We start from the raw sequence: 14,963 nt of genomic DNA, 5'->3' as shown, positions 1-14,963 counted from the left end.
CGCCGCGACCGGTCCGCCAGCGTCGTATCGCCGGCGTCAGACCGCTCGATCCATTTGTAGCCGGTCTGGGGGCTGATTCCGAACCGCCGACACAGCTGCCGCCGGTTGGCTCCCTCCTGCATGGTGATGCGGCCGTCGGCCTGGAGGTGGCCGAGAATCTTGCGGTCAATGGCGTCGAGTTCTGGCATTGGAATCAAGTCGCTGAAAATGAGTTCAGGTTGATAAAATATCCCAATAGAGCCGCTCTGTGCGCGAAAAATTGAGAATTCTGGCCGTGGCAAGAGGATTAAAGTCCACGAATCCAGCAATACCCGGGGAGCAGCGCCATGGCCACGCCATCCGCATCGTCAGATCGTCTCGACATCCTGAACGCGCTGACCCGCAAGGCGCTGTGGCTGTCGTCCTGGACCATCCACCACGCCAACCATATCCGGCCCAACACCGACGGCCTCAAGGTCGGCGGCCACCAGGCCTCGTCCGCCTCGCTCGCGACCATCCTGTCGGCGCTGTATTTCTCGGTGCTGCGCCCGGAGGACCGCGTTGCGGTGAAGCCGCATGCGAGCCCGGTGTTTCACGCCATCCAGTATCTGTTCGGCCGGCAGACGCGCGAGAAGCTGGAGAATTTCCGCGGCTTCAAGGGCGCGCAATCCTACCCGTCGCGCACCAAGGACGTCGACGATGTCGACTTCTCCACCGGATCGGTCGGCCTCGGCGTCGCGCAGACGCTGTTCTCCTCGCTGGTGCAGGACTACGTGCACGCGCATGGCTGGACAAAGGATCGCCGCGAGGGCCGCATGATTGCGCTGGTCGGCGATGCCGAGATGGACGAGGGCAACATCTTCGAGGCGCTGGCCGAGGGCTGGAAGCACGGCCTGCGCAACACCTGGTGGATCGTCGACTACAACCGCCAGAGCCTCGATGCCGTGGTGCGCGAAGGCCTGTGGGAGAAGTTCGAGACCATGTTCCGCAATTTCGGCTGGGACGTGGTGATCGTGAAATACGGCCGGCTGATGCGCGAGGCCTTTGCCGAGCCCGGCGGCGAGGCGCTCAGGCGCTGGATCGACAATTGCCCGAACGCGCTCTACGCGGCGCTGTGCTTCCAGGGTGGGGCTGCCTTCCGCAAGCACATCCAGGACGAGATCGGCGACCAGGGCGATGTCACGCGGCTGCTCGACAAGCGCAATGACGACGAGCTGCTGGCGCTGATGTCCAATCTCGGCGGCCATGACATGGCGAGCATGCTGGAGGCGTTCGAGTCCATCGATCACGACCGCCCGGTGTGTTTCATCGCCTACACCATCAAGGGTGTCGGCCTGCCGTTCCAGGGCCACAAGGACAACCATGCCGGGCTGATGACGGTGGCGCAGATGGAGAAATGGCGCGCGCAGCAGAACATCCGTCCGGGCCATGAATGGGACAAGTTCGAGGGACTGACGCAGGATGCTTCGACGCTGGAGTCGTTCCTCGCCTCGGTGCCGTTCAACCGCGATGGCCGCCGGCTCGATGACGCCGTGTTCGACGTGCCCAGGCTGACCTTCACCGCCGCGGCCCAGATGTCGACGCAGCAGGGCTTTGGCCTGATCCTCAACGATCTCGCCCGCGGCGACACCGCAATGGCCTCGCGCATCGTGACGTCGTCGCCCGATGTCACCGTCTCGACCAATCTCGGTGCCTGGGTCAACCGCCGTGGCCTGTTCGCGCGTGCCGAGAAGGCCGATTTGTTCCGCAGTGAGAAGATCCCCTCGACCTTCAATTGGGCGGCCTCGCCGAAGGGCCAGCATATTGAGCTCGGCATCGCCGAGATGAACCTGTTCATCATGGCCTCCGCGCTCGGCCTGTCGCACGCCATCAACGGCGCGCGGCTGCTGCCGGTGGTCACCTTGTACGATCCCTTCATCGAGCGCGGCCTCGATGCGCTGAACTACGCCTGCTATCAGGATGCGCGTTTCATGGTCGTCGCGACGCCGTCGGGCGTCACCCTGGCGCCGGAAGGCGGCGCGCATCAGTCGATCGCGACGCCCTTGATCGGCATGGCGCAGGATGGGCTGTCCTCGTTCGAGCCGGCCTTCGTCGACGAGCTCGCCGCGATCATGAAGTGGGGCTTTACCCACATGCAAGCCGCGGCAGGCGAGGGCGGCTCGCTCTATCTGCGGCTGTCGACGCGCACCATCGATCAGCCGCAGCGGATCATGACGCCCGAGCTGGAGTCCGACATCGCCGCGGGCGCCTATTGGCTGCGCAAGCCGGGCCCGAATGCGGAGGTGATCGTCGCCTATACCGGCGCGGTCGCGCCGGAGGCGATCGAGGCCACGGGCCTGATCGGCGAGTCCCGCCGCGACGTCGGCCTGCTCGCGATCACGTCGGCCGACCGGCTGCATGCCGGATGGACGGCGGCGCGCAGCCTGCGCCGGCATCGCCGCGGCGGGCAGCATCTCAGCCACATCGAGCAGTTGCTGGCGCCGCTGCCGCGCGATTGCGGCATCGTCACCGTGATCGACGGCCATCCGGCGACGCTCGGCTGGCTCGGCTCGGTGCGCGGCCATCGCGTCGAGGCGCTGGGTGTGGAGAAATTCGGCCAGACCGGCACGATCGACGACCTTTATCGCCACAACGGCATGGACGCGAACGCGATCATCGACGCCTCCGAGAGCCTCACCGGCGCCCCGGTGAGGCATCGCAAGATGGCGGTGTGAGAGGGGGCGGAAACAAGGACGCCGCCTCGCTCACCTGGGGTGAAGGAGACGGCGTCGCAACTTGGATCAAATGTCTACGTGCTAAAAGGCCAAGCAATAAGAACAGGCGAAAATATCGGTTCTGAAATCGTGTCCGGCGTCCTTTCGAGATGCCGGGATGTCTATGACGGGGAGATTAGCCACGGCGATCCAACGGCGATGTGAAGCAGTTCACATCTTGGAAATGAATCTTCGGCGACGGGAATTCTGCCATCCGGAATGATGGCCGGTTAGCGGCGAAAGAGGGAGCCACGCTTGTTGCGATGCAAAATGGAGCGGCGACGAAACGCAGGCGCGTCGGCTTGCGCCGGTCGCGGGCTTGCTCCTATATCCGCGGGACGCAACCCCGGTCCCCGCATGTGGCGGGTTCATCCCGCGGATCGCGCGTGCCAGGATGCCGGCCCGCGCGCTGCCGCCCCTCCATATGCTTCCACGTGAAGAGGTTTTCCGATGGTCAATCGCCTGCAATTCTACATCGACGGCGCCTGGGTCGATCCGGTCGTCAAGAAGTCCACCCCGGTCATCAATCCGGCGACCGAGGAGGCGATGTATGAGGTTGCGCTGGGCTCCAAGGCCGATGTCGACAAGGCCGTCGCCGCCGCCAAGCGCGCCTTCGATACCTTTTCGCAGACCTCGCGCGAGGAGCGCGTCGCGCTGCTCGAAAAGATCATCGCGATCTACAAGGGCCGCATGAAGGAGATCGGCGCCGCCGTCTCCGACGAGATGGGCGCGCCGCTGCCGATGGCGGAGAAGCTGCAGGCCGGCGCCGGCCTCGGCCATCTGATGTCGACGCTCGACGTGCTTAAGAAATACGAGTTCGAGGAGACGCTTCCGGCGTCCGTGGTCGTGCGCGAGCCGGTGGGCGTGGTGGGCATGATCACGCCCTGGAACTGGCCGCTCAATCAGATCGCCTGCAAGGTCGCGCCGGCGCTGGCCGCGGGCTGCACCATGATCCTGAAGCCGTCGGAATTCACTCCGACCTCGGCGCTGATCTTCGCCGAGATCCTGCATGAAGCCGGCGTGCCGAAGGGCGTGTTCAACCTCATCAACGGCCTCGGGCCGGAGGTCGGCGCCGCCATGAGCGAACATCCGGACATCGACATGATCTCGTTCACCGGCTCGACCCGCGCCGGCATCGACGTCGCCAAGCGCGCAGCGCCGACGGTGAAGCGCGTCAGCCAGGAGCTCGGCGGCAAGTCGCCGAACGTGATCCTGGAGGGGGCGGACCTCACCAAGGCGGTGACCGGCGGCGTCATGCACATGTTCAACAACTCGGGCCAGTCCTGCAACGCGCCGTCGCGCATGATCGTGCCGGCCGCGCGAATGAAGGAAGTGGCCGCGATCGCCAAGGGCGTCGCCGACAAGACCAAGGCCGGCGATCCCCGCGGCGAGGGCACCACGATCGGCCCGGTCGTCAATCGCGGCCAGTGGGACAAGATCCAGGCCCTCATCAACAAGGGTATCGAGGAGGGCGCGACGCTCGTGGCTGGCGGTCCGGGCCTGCCCGAGGGCGTCAACAAGGGCTTCTACGTCCGTCCGACCATCTTCGCCGACGTCAAGCCTGACATGACGATCTCGCGCGAGGAGATTTTCGGGCCGGTGCTCGTCATCATCGGTGCGCAGGACGAGTCCGAGGCCGTCAAGATCGCCAACGACACGCCCTATGGTCTGGCCGGCTACGTCTCGGCTCCGACGATCGAGAAGGCCCGCGAGGTCGGCCGCAAGATCCGCGCCGGCAACGTCAATTTGCAGGGCGTGCCGAACGACCGCACCGCGCCGTTCGGCGGCTACAAGCAGTCCGGCAACGGCCGCGAATGGGGCAAGTTCGGTCTCGAGGAGTATCTCGAGGTCAAGGCGGTCGCGGGCTACAACGCGGCCTGATCGGTGAGGATGCGTAGGGTGGGCAAAGCGCAGCGTGCCCACCGTTCGCGCCGACAACGAAGCAGGTGGGCACGGCGCTCCGCGCCTTTGCCCACCCTACGGGACCGGATGTCAGCCCCCCAGCGCGCCCTGCGTGTTCACGTAGAGTGCGTAGATCGACTGGCTGGCAGCCATGAACAGGCGGTTGCGCTTAAGGCCGCCGAAGCAGACGTTGGCGCAGCGCTCGGGCAAAGCGATGCGGCCGATCGGCGCGCCATCCGGCGCGAACACCATGACGCCATCGAGCTCGGGCGAGCCCATGCCCCAGCCGCACCAGAGATTGCCGTCGACGTCGCAGCGCATGCCGTCCGGCGTGCCTGGGCCGGCATCGATGTGGACGCGCTTGTTGGCGAGCTTGCTGCCATCGGCGGAGACGTCATAGGCGAGGATCTTGCGCGTCGGCACGCCGCGGGATTCGACGATGTAGAGGATGGATTCGTCGGGCGAGAAGCACAGCCCGTTCGGCCCCAGCACGCCTTCGGCGACGATGGTCGCTTGGCCGGTGGCAGCGTCGATCCGGTACACGTGGGTGTCGATCTCCGGCTCGGCCTTGTAGCCCTCGTAATTGCCGAGCAGGCCGAAGGTCGGATCGGTGAACCAGATCGAGCCGTCGGACTTCACCACGACGTCGTTCGGCGAGTTCAGCCGCTTGCCGTTGAAGGAATCCATCAGCACGGTGATCGAGCCGTCGTATTCGGTGCGCGTGACGCGGCGGCCGCCATGCTCGCAGGTGACGAGCCGTCCCTGTCGGTCACGGGTGTTGCCGTTGGCGAAATTGGAGGGCTTGCGGAAGATCGAGACCGCGCCGGTCTCCTCCTCCCATTTGAGGATGCGCTGGTTGGGAATATCGCTGCAGAGGAGATAGCGCCCGTCGCCAAACCACACCGGCCCCTCTGCCCAGCGCAGCCCGGTGGCGAGCCGCTCGACCGCGGAGAGCTTGAGCCAGTATTTCTCGAAGCGCGGATCCAGCGCCTGGATCGCCGGATCGGGATAGAAGGTGGCAGGGCGAAAGCCCTGCGCGTGAGCGTTTCCGTCGGACATTTGGCCGGTCCTGTTATTGCGCCGTTACGATCTCTGCTATCATCGCCGAGCAATGACCGCAAACCTGCGGGCCGAACAAGAGGGATGAAATGCCACGTATCTTGATGACCGGAGCGAGCGGTGGGATCGGCACTTCCTTGCGGAAGCTGCTGCCGCCGATCTATCCGGACCTTCTGCTCAGCGACCTCAGACCGCCGGCGGATCTGTCCAGCCAGGAGACGTTCAAGGCGGCCGATCTTGCCGACCTGTCCCAGGTCGAGGCGCTGTGCGAGGGCGTCGACGGCATCATCCATTTCGGCGGCTACTCGGTCGAAGGACCGTGGAGCGACATCCTGCAGGCCAACATCATCGGCGGCTACAACCTGTTCGAGGCCGCCCGCCGCAAGGGTGTGAAGCGCGTGGTGTTCGCGTCGTCGAACCACGCGGTCGGCTTCTATCCGCGCCATCGCAAGATCGACAACGACGTGCAGCCGCGCCCCGACGGCCGCTACGGCGTCAGCAAGGTGTTCGGCGAGGCGCTCGGGTCTCTGTATGCCGACAAGCACGGGCTGAAGGTCACGTGCCTCCGCATCGGCAATTTCGGCGACAAGCCGCTCGACAAGCGCCGTCTGTCGATCTGGCTGAAGCCGGAGGATCTCGTGCAGCTCTGCCGCATCGGCCTGGAGCATCCGGACATCCACTTCGAGGTGCTGTACGGCGCCTCGCTCAATGAACGCGCCTGGTGGGACAACCAGCGCGCCTATGATCTCGGCTACCGCCCGACTGGCCGCGCCGAGGATTTCCGCGAGCACGCCATGGCCGAGCAGGCCAAGCTGCCGGCCGATCCGATTGGGGACTATTTCCAGGGCGGCGCGTTCTGCACCACGGAGTTCGATGGCGACACCAGCCGGATCATCGATTGGGGGTGATCCAAGGTCGGCATTCCGGGGCGCGTCCGCAGGACGCGAACCCGGAATCTCGACATGAGAGTTTAAACCACTTCTGGATTCCGGGTTCGCGCTTCGCGCGCCCCGGAATAACGAGACAGAGCAACGAAAGAAAAGAAGACCATGACCGACGGCCTGCGCAAGGGACTGACCGCTTACGGCGATGCTGGATTCTCGCTGTTCCTGCGCAAGGCCTTCATCAAGGCGGCCGGCTATTCCGATGACGCGCTCGATCGTCCGATCGTCGGCATCACCAACACCTACAGCGACTACAATCCCTGCCATGGCAACGTGCCGCAGATTTTGGAAGCGGTGAAGCGCGGCGTCATGCTGTCCGGCGCGATGCCGTTCGTGTTTCCGACCATCTCGATCGCCGAGAGTTTTGCGCATCCGACCTCGATGTATCTGCGCAACCTGATGGCGATGGAGACCGAGGAGATGATCCGCGCGCAGCCGATGGACGCCGTTGTCGTCATCGGCGGTTGCGACAAGACCTTGCCGGCGCAGATCATGGCCGCGGTGTCCGCCGATCTGCCGACCGTGGTCATTCCGGTCGGACCGATGGTGGTCGGGCATCACAAGGGCGAGGTGCTCGGCGCCTGCACCGATTGCCGACGTCTCTGGGCGAAGTATCGCGCCGGTGAGATGGACGGCAGCGAGATCGATGCGGTCAACGGCCGGCTCGCGCCTTCGGTCGGCACCTGCATGGTGATGGGCACGGCCTCGACCATGGCCTGCATCACCGAGGCGCTCGGCCTGTCCCTGCCGATGAGCGCGACCATCCCCGCGCCGCACGCCGAGCGTTTCCGCTCGGCCGAGGCCAGCGGCCGGGTCGCGGCGGAAATGGCCAAGACGAAGGGGCCGAGGCCGAGCGAGTTGCTGACGCCGGCGGCCTTCAAGAACGCCCAGGTGGTGCTGCAGGCGATCGGCGGCTCGACCAACGGGCTCGTGCATCTCACCGCCATCGCCGGCCGGACGCCGCACAGGATCGACCTCGATGCGTTCGACTGCATCGGGCGCGAGGTGCCGGTGCTGGTCGACCTCAAGCCGTCCGGCGATCACTACATGGAGCATTTCCACCACGCCGGTGGCGTGCCGAAGCTGATGAAGCAGCTCGGCGATCTCATCGACCTCGATTGCCGCTCGATCACCGGCCAGTCGCTGCGCGACATCGTCGCTGCGGCGGAGGATGTTCCCGGGCAGGACGTGATCCGCGCGCGCGATGACGCGATCAAGCCGGAAGGCGGCCTTGCCGTGCTGCGCGGCAATCTGGCGCCGCGCGGCGCAGTCATCAAGCATTCGGCGGCGAGCCCGAAGCTGCTGCAACATACCGGGCGCGCCGTCGTGTTCGAGTCGGTGGAGGACATGACCCTGCGGATCGATGATCCCGCTCTCGATGTTTCGGCCGACGACGTCCTGGTGTTGCGCAATGCCGGACCCAAGGGCGCGCCAGGCATGCCGGAGGCGGGGTACCTGCCGATTCCGAAGAAGCTCGCGCGCGGCGGCACCAAGGACATGGTGCGCATCTCCGATGCGCGCATGAGCGGCACCGCGTTCGGCACCATCGTCCTTCACATCACGCCGGAGTCCGCCGTCGGCGGTCCGCTGGCGCTGGTGCGGAGCGGCGACATGATCCGGCTCGATGTCGAAAAGCGCAGCATCGACCTGCTGGTCGACGACGCCGAGTTGGACCGGCGTCGCGCTGCGCTGAAGCAAGCCGCAACGCCCGAAGGGGCCGAGCGCGGCTATGCGCATCTCTTCCATGCAACGATCCTGCAGGCCGACGACGGCTGCGATTTCGATTTCATGCGCCGGAAAGGGAAGAGTTGAGCGCAGTCCTACTTTCCCTTGCTGGTGAACCGCTTCACGGCGGCGCGGAATTCGTCGGTGTGCATGCAATTGATGATTGCATCCCGCTCGGCCGCCAGCTGGTCCTCGACCGAGCTGGTCAGTGCGCGATGGATCAGCGCCTTGGTCGCAGCGATCCCCGCCGGCATGTTCTGCGCCAGTCGCTGCGCCAGCGCTTCGGTGGCTGCAGCGAGCCCGGGGGCGGGGACGACTTTCGCGACCAAGCCCCATTCATGGGCCTGCGCGGCCGTGAAGCTGTCCTCCGCCAGGAAGATCTGCAACGCCCGCCTGATGCCCACAGTGGCGACCATGCCAACTGTACCGCCGCCGTCGGGCGACACGCCGAGCTTGGCATAGGCCGGCGTGAAGCGCGCGTCCTCAGCGGCGATGCAGAGGTCGGCGGCGAAGGCGAGCGACATCCCTGCGCCGGCGGCGGAGCCGTGCACGCTCGCCAGCACGATCTTGGGCATGCGCCGCAGGCTCGCGATGAAAGCATGGTAGTGATGCAGCAGTTCGCTGACGACAGGCGTGATGGTGTTGGCCTCAGCGGCAGCGCCGATCGTCTGCAGGTCGCCGCCGGCGCAGAAGGCGCGGCCTTCGCCTTTCAGGATCAGCACGCGGATGGTCTTGTCGGCCTCTACTTGGGCCGCAAGCAGCTCCAAGCGCTTCGCAATCGCAAGGTTGATGGCGTTGAACGCCGCCGGGCGGTCGAGCGTGATGGTCGCGATCGGACCCTCGATGCTCAGGCGGGCAGGTTCCGCTACGGCGTCCGACATTCATACCTCCCGGGCGTGGTTCTTGTTGCCGCATTTAAACCGCACGGCGGGACCGGTGACAATGCCGGGCAAGTCTGCCAAAACCCGGTTCCGTCGGCATGGACAATGACAGAATGGGGCAGGGCGCAGTGACGAAGGGACCGGTGGTGATCGTGGGTGCGGGGCATGCGGGATTCCAGCTCGCGACCTCGCTGCGTCAGGCAGGCTTTGCCGATCCGATTCACCTGATCAACGACGAACCGCATCTGCCGTATCAGCGCCCGCCGCTGTCGAAGGCCTATCTCAAGGGCACCGGCGGTCCCGAGACCCTGATGTTTCGGCCGCAGAAGTTCTACGCGGACCAGACCATCGATCTCGTCTACGATCGTGCCGTCGCGGTTCAGCGCGATCAGCGCAAGGTGCTGCTCGCCTCCGGTCGGACGCTCGACTATGGGCACCTCGTGTTCGCGACCGGCGCGCGCAACCGGCTGCTCGACATTCCCAATGCCAATCTCCCGGCCGTGCGCTATCTGCGCATTCTCGACGACAGCGAAACGCTGCGAGGCTTGCTCGCCGATGCCAAGCGGGCCGTGGTGATCGGCGCCGGCTTCATCGGTCTCGAATTCGCGGCGACCGCGCGGATCAAGGGCCTCGAGGTCGACGTGCTCGAGCTCGGCGCGCGGGTGATGGCGCGGGCCGTGACCGCCGAAATCTCGGACTACTTCCAGAAGCAGCATGCGGAAGCCGGCGTGCGCATCCATCTCGGCGTGCAGGCCACCAGCATCGAGGCCGACGGCAACAAGGTCACCGGCGTCAGCCTCAGCGATGGTCGGCACATCCCCGCCGATCTCGTCGTGGTCGGCGTCGGCGTGCTGCCGAATGTCGAGCTCGCCGCCGAGGCGGGATTGCAGGTCGCCTCCGGCATCGTGGTCGACGAGTATCTGCTGACCAGCGATCCGCACATCTCGGCGATCGGCGATTGCGCGCTGTTCGCCAGCCAGCGCTTCGGCGGGACTCTGCGGCTGGAGTCGGTGCAGAACGCCACCGATCATGCCCGCTGCGTCGCGGCGCGGCTGACGGGCGACGTCAAGCCCTATGACGGGCAGCCGTGGTTCTGGAGCGATCAGGGCAATGACAAGCTCCAGATCGCGGGGCTCACCACGGGCTATGACCAGGTCGTGCTGCGCGGGGATCCGGCGCAAAAGGCATTCTCCGCATTCTGTTACAAAGAGGGCCGGCTGGTCGGCATCGAGTCGGTCAACCGCGCCGGCGACCATATGTTCGGCCGCAAGTTGCTTGCTGCGGGCGGCACCTTGGATGCAGCCAAGGCCGCTGATCCCAGCTTCGACCTGAAGAGCGCTCTCGCCTAGAGCCACGCGCGAACCTCCTCCTCGGTCGGCATCGACGGGCCGGCGCCCATGCGCTGCACCGAGATCGACGCGGCGATGTTGGCATAGCCGATCGCGTCCGCGATATCAGCGCCCTGCGACAGCCTTGCCGCCAGCGCACCGACGAAGCAGTCGCCGGCGCCGGTGGTGTCGACAGCTTTCACCGCGCGGCCTTCGACCTGCCGGGCTTCGCCAGCACTGATCGCGATCGCGCCGCGCGCGCCGAGCGTGACGCAGACCGTCTGATCGTCGCGAGGCTTGAGCGCAAGCACCGCCGTGATTACCTGCTGCGGCGTCGGCGCGTCGCCAAGCTCGATGCCGGCCAGGAAGCCGAGCTCGGTTTCGTTGAGCACGAGGACGTCGACCAGCGCGAACAGCTCGCGGCCAAAGGCGCTGGCGGGGGCGGGGTTGAGGATCGTGGTGGCGCCGGCGGCCTTCGCACGCTGGAAGAAGGCGGCGATGGTCGCCTGCGGGATCTCGAACTGGCTCACCGCCACGTCGCCCGTTGTCAACGCAATCTGCGCCACATCGTCAGCGCTGACCTCGGCATTGGCGCCCGGGATCACCACGATCGTGTTGTCGGCGTTGGCCAGCGTGATGATCGCGGTGCCCGTCGACGCGTCCGCGCTGTCCTTGACCGCGGCGAGGTCGATGCCCTGGCCGGCGAGGAAGGCGCGCAGCTGCTCGCCGAAGGCGTCGCGGCCGAGGCGGCCGATCAGCGCCGTCGGCGCGCCGAGCTTGGCGGCTGAGACCGCCTGGTTCGCGCCCTTGCCGCCGGGAAAGTACATCACCGACCGGCCCGCGACGGTCTCGCCGATGCGCGGATGGCGCTCGGCCGCCGCCACCACATCCATGTTGATGCTGCCGGCGACGACGACCCGTCCCATCCGCTTTTCTCCCAAACAGCCGCTAGACGCGCGCCTCGAATTCCTGCCGGACCAGCTCGATATCGGCGAGCGTCGGCAGGCCGGCCTCGTTGCCGAGCTTCTGGATCTTGAACGTCGAGGCCGCGCGGGCGAACTCGAAATGCTCCTTCCAGCCCTTCGCCGGATCGGCCAGATACGAATACACGTAGGCGCCGTGGAAGACGTCGCCGGCGCCGTTGGTGTCGATCACGCGCTCGCGCGGGATCGGATAGGCGGGCAGCGTATGCACGGCGCCGACCTCGTCATACCAGAGCAGGCCCTTCTCGCCCTGGGTGACGCCGCCGATGCGGCAGCCGCGGCTCTTCAGGTAGTCGAGCATCTTCTCCGGCGTGAGATCCATCTGCTCGCACAGCCGCTCAGCGACGATCGCGACGTCGATATATTCCAGCAGCTCATGCGTGTTGGTGCGCAGGCCGCCGCCGTCGAGCGAGGTCAGGATGCCGGCCTCGCGGCACAGCTTGGCATAGTGCAACGCGGCGTCGGGCTGGTGGCCGTCGACATGCAGCGCCCGGCAATTGCCGAGATTGAGCAGCGGGAACGGGTGGATATGCGCATCGTCGCGGCAGCGCACGATGGCACGCTTGCCGTCCTTCGGCATGATGAAGGACAGCGAGGAGGCATTGACCTTCCGGGGGTGGACGGAGATGCCGTATTTCGCGGTCATGTCCTGGAACATCCGCCCGAGCCAGTCATTCGCGACGGTCGCGATCAGGTCGGGCACGATGCCGAGCTTGGCGCAGCAAAATGCCGCAGTCACGGCATTGCCGCCGAACGAGACGGCATAGTCGGACGCCACGTGCTTCTCGTCCCCCGTCGGCATGTGGTCGGTGATGAATGTCACGTCGATGTAGGTCTGTCCGATGAAGAGGGCCTGCATTGCCATTTCTGTCTCACTAAGGGGTGATCGCGGCCCCGGCGCCGCAGATTAGCAAGCGGTCAAAGCGGATCAACGCTGAAATTCTTCGTCAAATCGTCACCTTGGTGGTTGAGATCGGCCGTCTGCTACCGGTGGCCCCCTGCCGCCGGCGCGCGGGTCGCGCTATGGTTGCCGGCCTGCAGAAACGCAGATTCGGGAGTGGAATATGACTGTCTATGCGGGTCCGGTGTTCGAGATGGCCACCAATCAGTTCAACGTGATCGCCGACCATCTTGGCATCCCAGCCGACGAGCGGGACCGGCTGCTGTTGCCGAAGCGGGCGATCACCGTCTCGTGTCCGATCCACAAGGATGATGGCACGATCTCGGTCTACGAAGGCTACCGGGTCCAGCATCTGCTGACGATGGGGCCGACCAAGGGCGGCACGCGGTTCGCCCCGACGGTCGACATTGGCGAGGTCGCCGCGCTCGCGATCTGGATGAGCTGGAAATGCGCGCTGGTCGGCTTGCCCTATGGCGGCGCCAAGGGCGGCATCAACGTCGATCTCTCCAAGCTGTCGAAGCGCGAGCTCGAATCGCTGTCGCGCCGCTACATGCAGGAGATGATCCCGTTCGTCGGCCCGCATACCGACGTGATGGCGCCCGACATGGGCACCAATGAGCAGGTGATGGCCTGGTTCATGGACACGTATTCGATGTACCAGGGCCAGACCGTGACCGAGATCGTCACCGGCAAGCCGGTGTTCTCCGGCGGCACGCTCGGCCGCCGCGAGGCGACCGGCCGCGGCGTCGCCCATGTGTCGCGGCGGGTGATGGATGAGCTGGGCATCGACCCGACCACGTCCACGGCCGTGGTGCAGGGCTTCGGCAATGTCGGCTCCTACGCCGCGCTCGGCTTCCACCAGATGGGCATGAAGGTGATTGCGGTCAGCGATCACACTGGCGCCCTCCATGATCCGCGTGGCCTCGACATCCCGGCGCTGATGGAGCATGCGACCAGGCACGGCAGCATTGCGGGCTTCTCCACCGAACTCGCCTTCGATCCACACCAGATACTCACCCTGGCCTGCGACATCCTCGTGCCGGCGGCCGTCGAGCGCGTGATCGACGCCAAGGTGGCGGCGCATCTGAAATGCCGGGTGATCGCGGAAGCCGCCAACGGTCCGACCACGCCGGATGCCGATCTCGTGCTGGAGCAGCGCCGCAAGGAGATCTTCCTCATTCCCGACATTCTCTGCAATTCCGGCGGCGTCATCGTCAGCTACTTCGAATGGGTGCAGGATCTGCAGCAGCTGTTCTGGGAGGAAGAGGAGGTGATGCGCAGGGAGTACCAGATCCTCGACCGCGCCTTCGAGCGCATGCTGGCGCGCGCCAAGGCCGACGACATCTCGCACCGGACCGCGGCGATGGCGATCGGGGTGGAGAAGGTGCGCAACGCCAAGAACTCGCGAGGGCTGTTTCCGTGATCACCGGGCTCGACCACGTCGTCGTCCTGCTGCAGGACATCCAGGCCGGCAGCGCCGCGTTCGAGACGCTGCTGGCGCGCAAGCCGTCCTGGCAGAATTCGGGCGAGGGCGCCGACCGCGTCCTGTTCACGCTCGACAACATGAGCCTGGAGCTGATGGCGCCGGCGGGGGAGAGCCCCGCCGCCGACCGCATCCGCAACGTCATCAAGATCTGGGGAGAGGGGCTCGCCAGCATCTGCTTTGCCACCGGCGATATCGGCAAGATGCATCGGCGGCTCGAGCGGGTCGCGCTGAAGCCGGATCCGATTGCCGAGGTCGACAACACCGACCGCATCTCGGGCCGGACGCTGCATTGGAAGCGCACCCGCGCGATGACCGATCTGACACGTGGTGTGCGCATGTTCTTCCTCGAGCTTGCCGAGCCGCGCCCGCCGTCCGCCAAGACCGCCGATACGGCCGTGCTCGGCCTCGACCATATTGTGATCTCGACCGAGGATCCCGAACGCGCCGCCGCGCTCTACGGCGCCCGGCTCGGCCTCGACATGGCGCTCGACCGCAGCCATCAGGAATGGGGGCAGTTGATGTTCTTCCGCTGCGGCGACCTGATCGTCGAGGTGGTGAAGCGGCCGGTCGCCGGCAACGACAAGGCCCATGACAAGCTGTGGGGCCTGAGCTGGCGCGTCGCCGACATCGATGCCACGCGCGCGCGGCTGCTCGCCGCCGGCCTGCAGGTCTCCGAGCCACGGGCCGGCCGCAAGCCGGGCACCCGGGTGATGAGCCTCTACAGCGGCACCTGCGGCATCCACACGCTGATCCTGGAGAAGACCCCGCGCGTGGCGGAGTGAGGGATTCGCGGAGCGTGGAGAGGCGTTCGGACAACGGCACGGCAGGTCGCGAGCAACGGCAGGGCGTCGGGATGCGCTCAGCTCTTTCGACCCGTCATGGCCGGGCTCGTCCCGGCCATCCACGTAGCACCGCACACGCCGGACGACGTGGATGCCCGGGACGGGCCCACGGCTGTCCGGTTCAGCTTCCGCATATTGCGAGGCTCAACTGTTGTGGGTTTTTGGCAAGTTGGGGTGGCC

Annotated in this window: 12 protein-coding genes; 7 read left to right on the top strand and 5 right to left on the bottom strand. The window is 66.1% G+C overall.

Translation table 11 applies throughout. From position 1 onward, the window contains the following. Nucleotides 1-188: winged helix-turn-helix transcriptional regulator (locus QW845_RS34010; protein WP_315805869.1), on the bottom strand; the 188-nt coding region annotated here is incomplete at its 3' end. Between the two features lie 138 nt (nucleotides 189-326). Between QW845_RS34010 and QW845_RS34005 the strand changes: the two genes are divergently transcribed. Together QW845_RS34005 and QW845_RS34000 are read left to right on the top strand one after the other, a co-directional pair. Next, nucleotides 327-2,693, top strand: coding sequence for a transketolase (locus QW845_RS34005; RefSeq protein WP_315805868.1), 2,367 nt, complete (start codon nucleotides 327-329; stop codon nucleotides 2,691-2,693). A 489-nt stretch (nucleotides 2,694-3,182) separates the two neighbouring features. Next, nucleotides 3,183-4,613: an aldehyde dehydrogenase family protein gene (locus QW845_RS34000; RefSeq protein ID WP_315805867.1), complete on the top strand. Its 1,431-nt coding sequence runs from the start codon at nucleotides 3,183-3,185 to the stop codon at nucleotides 4,611-4,613. A gap of 111 nt (nucleotides 4,614-4,724) precedes the next feature. Here QW845_RS34000 and QW845_RS33995 read toward each other — a convergent pair whose 3' ends face one another. Further along, nucleotides 4,725-5,693, bottom strand: coding sequence for an SMP-30/gluconolactonase/LRE family protein (locus QW845_RS33995; protein WP_315805866.1), 969 nt, complete (start codon nucleotides 5,691-5,693; stop codon nucleotides 4,725-4,727). Nucleotides 5,694-5,782: 89 nt separating this feature from the next. Here QW845_RS33995 and QW845_RS33990 point away from each other — a divergent pair, with 89 nt between their 5' ends. Both QW845_RS33990 and QW845_RS33985 read left to right on the top strand, forming a co-directional pair. Then, nucleotides 5,783-6,601, top strand: a complete 819-nt coding sequence (locus QW845_RS33990; RefSeq protein WP_315805865.1) for an NAD(P)-dependent oxidoreductase — start codon at nucleotides 5,783-5,785, stop codon at nucleotides 6,599-6,601. A 141-nt stretch (nucleotides 6,602-6,742) separates the two neighbouring features. Continuing rightward, the gene (locus QW845_RS33985; RefSeq protein WP_315805864.1) at nucleotides 6,743-8,449 is read left to right on the top strand and encodes an IlvD/Edd family dehydratase; all 1,707 of its coding nucleotides are present in this window, start codon (nucleotides 6,743-6,745) and stop codon (nucleotides 8,447-8,449) included. 8 nt (nucleotides 8,450-8,457) lie between these two features. On the opposite strand, the gene QW845_RS33980 is transcribed toward QW845_RS33985, so the two are convergent. Beyond that, nucleotides 8,458-9,243, bottom strand: a complete 786-nt coding sequence (locus tag QW845_RS33980) for an enoyl-CoA hydratase/isomerase family protein (RefSeq protein ID WP_315805863.1) — start codon at nucleotides 9,241-9,243, stop codon at nucleotides 8,458-8,460. Nucleotides 9,244-9,356: 113 nt separating this feature from the next. Here QW845_RS33980 and QW845_RS33975 point away from each other — a divergent pair, with 113 nt between their 5' ends. Next, nucleotides 9,357-10,592: an NAD(P)/FAD-dependent oxidoreductase gene (locus QW845_RS33975; protein ID WP_315805871.1), complete on the top strand. Its 1,236-nt coding sequence runs from the start codon at nucleotides 9,357-9,359 to the stop codon at nucleotides 10,590-10,592. Here the strand turns inward: QW845_RS33975 and QW845_RS33970 are convergent. Together QW845_RS33970 and QW845_RS33965 are read right to left on the bottom strand one after the other, a co-directional pair. Further along, nucleotides 10,589-11,497: a ribokinase gene (locus tag QW845_RS33970; protein ID WP_315805862.1), complete on the bottom strand. Its 909-nt coding sequence runs from the start codon at nucleotides 11,495-11,497 to the stop codon at nucleotides 10,589-10,591. The two genes, QW845_RS33975 and QW845_RS33970, sit on opposite strands and share 4 nt — an antisense overlap. A 22-nt stretch (nucleotides 11,498-11,519) precedes the next feature. Further along, nucleotides 11,520-12,413, bottom strand: a complete 894-nt coding sequence (locus QW845_RS33965) for a sugar kinase (protein ID WP_315805870.1) — start codon at nucleotides 12,411-12,413, stop codon at nucleotides 11,520-11,522. Between the two features lie 205 nt (nucleotides 12,414-12,618). On the opposite strand from QW845_RS33965, the gene QW845_RS33960 reads away from it, so the two are divergent. Together QW845_RS33960 and QW845_RS33955 are read left to right on the top strand one after the other, a co-directional pair. Then, a complete protein-coding gene (locus QW845_RS33960) occupies nucleotides 12,619-13,878 on the top strand; it encodes a Glu/Leu/Phe/Val dehydrogenase (protein ID WP_315805861.1) in 1,260 nt (419 codons plus the stop codon). Beyond that, the gene (locus tag QW845_RS33955) at nucleotides 13,875-14,723 is read left to right on the top strand and encodes a VOC family protein (RefSeq protein ID WP_315805860.1); all 849 of its coding nucleotides are present in this window, start codon (nucleotides 13,875-13,877) and stop codon (nucleotides 14,721-14,723) included. The genes QW845_RS33960 and QW845_RS33955 overlap by 4 nt, the downstream gene beginning before the upstream one ends. Nucleotides 14,724-14,963 lie beyond the last annotated feature (240 nt).

The sequence above is a fragment of the Bradyrhizobium sp. SZCCHNS3002 genome, assembly GCF_032377435.1.
Lineage (GTDB): Bacteria > Pseudomonadota > Alphaproteobacteria > Rhizobiales > Xanthobacteraceae > Bradyrhizobium.
The sequence above is the reverse complement of the archived record's forward strand: the minus strand, read 5'-3'. Positions and strand labels throughout refer to the sequence as shown.

What these genes read in the sequence shown, in the direction of transcription:
- QW845_RS34000 (WP_315805867.1), top strand. Translation starts at nt 3,183, where the DNA reads ATGGTCAATCGCCTGCAATTCTACATCGACGGCGCCTGGGTCGATCCG.
- QW845_RS33980 (WP_315805863.1), bottom strand. Translation starts at nt 9,243, where the DNA reads ATGTCGGACGCCGTAGCGGAACCTGCCCGCCTGAGCATCGAGGGTCCG.
- QW845_RS33970 (WP_315805862.1), bottom strand. Translation starts at nt 11,497, where the DNA reads ATGGGACGGGTCGTCGTCGCCGGCAGCATCAACATGGATGTGGTGGCG.
- QW845_RS33965 (WP_315805870.1), bottom strand. Translation starts at nt 12,413, where the DNA reads ATGCAGGCCCTCTTCATCGGACAGACCTACATCGACGTGACATTCATC.
- QW845_RS33985 (WP_315805864.1), top strand. Translation starts at nt 6,743, where the DNA reads ATGACCGACGGCCTGCGCAAGGGACTGACCGCTTACGGCGATGCTGGA.
- QW845_RS33975 (WP_315805871.1), top strand. Translation starts at nt 9,357, where the DNA reads ATGGGGCAGGGCGCAGTGACGAAGGGACCGGTGGTGATCGTGGGTGCG.
- QW845_RS34005 (WP_315805868.1), top strand. Translation starts at nt 327, where the DNA reads ATGGCCACGCCATCCGCATCGTCAGATCGTCTCGACATCCTGAACGCG.
- QW845_RS33960 (WP_315805861.1), top strand. Translation starts at nt 12,619, where the DNA reads ATGACTGTCTATGCGGGTCCGGTGTTCGAGATGGCCACCAATCAGTTC.
- QW845_RS33990 (WP_315805865.1), top strand. Translation starts at nt 5,783, where the DNA reads ATGCCACGTATCTTGATGACCGGAGCGAGCGGTGGGATCGGCACTTCC.
- QW845_RS33995 (WP_315805866.1), bottom strand. Translation starts at nt 5,693, where the DNA reads ATGTCCGACGGAAACGCTCACGCGCAGGGCTTTCGCCCTGCCACCTTC.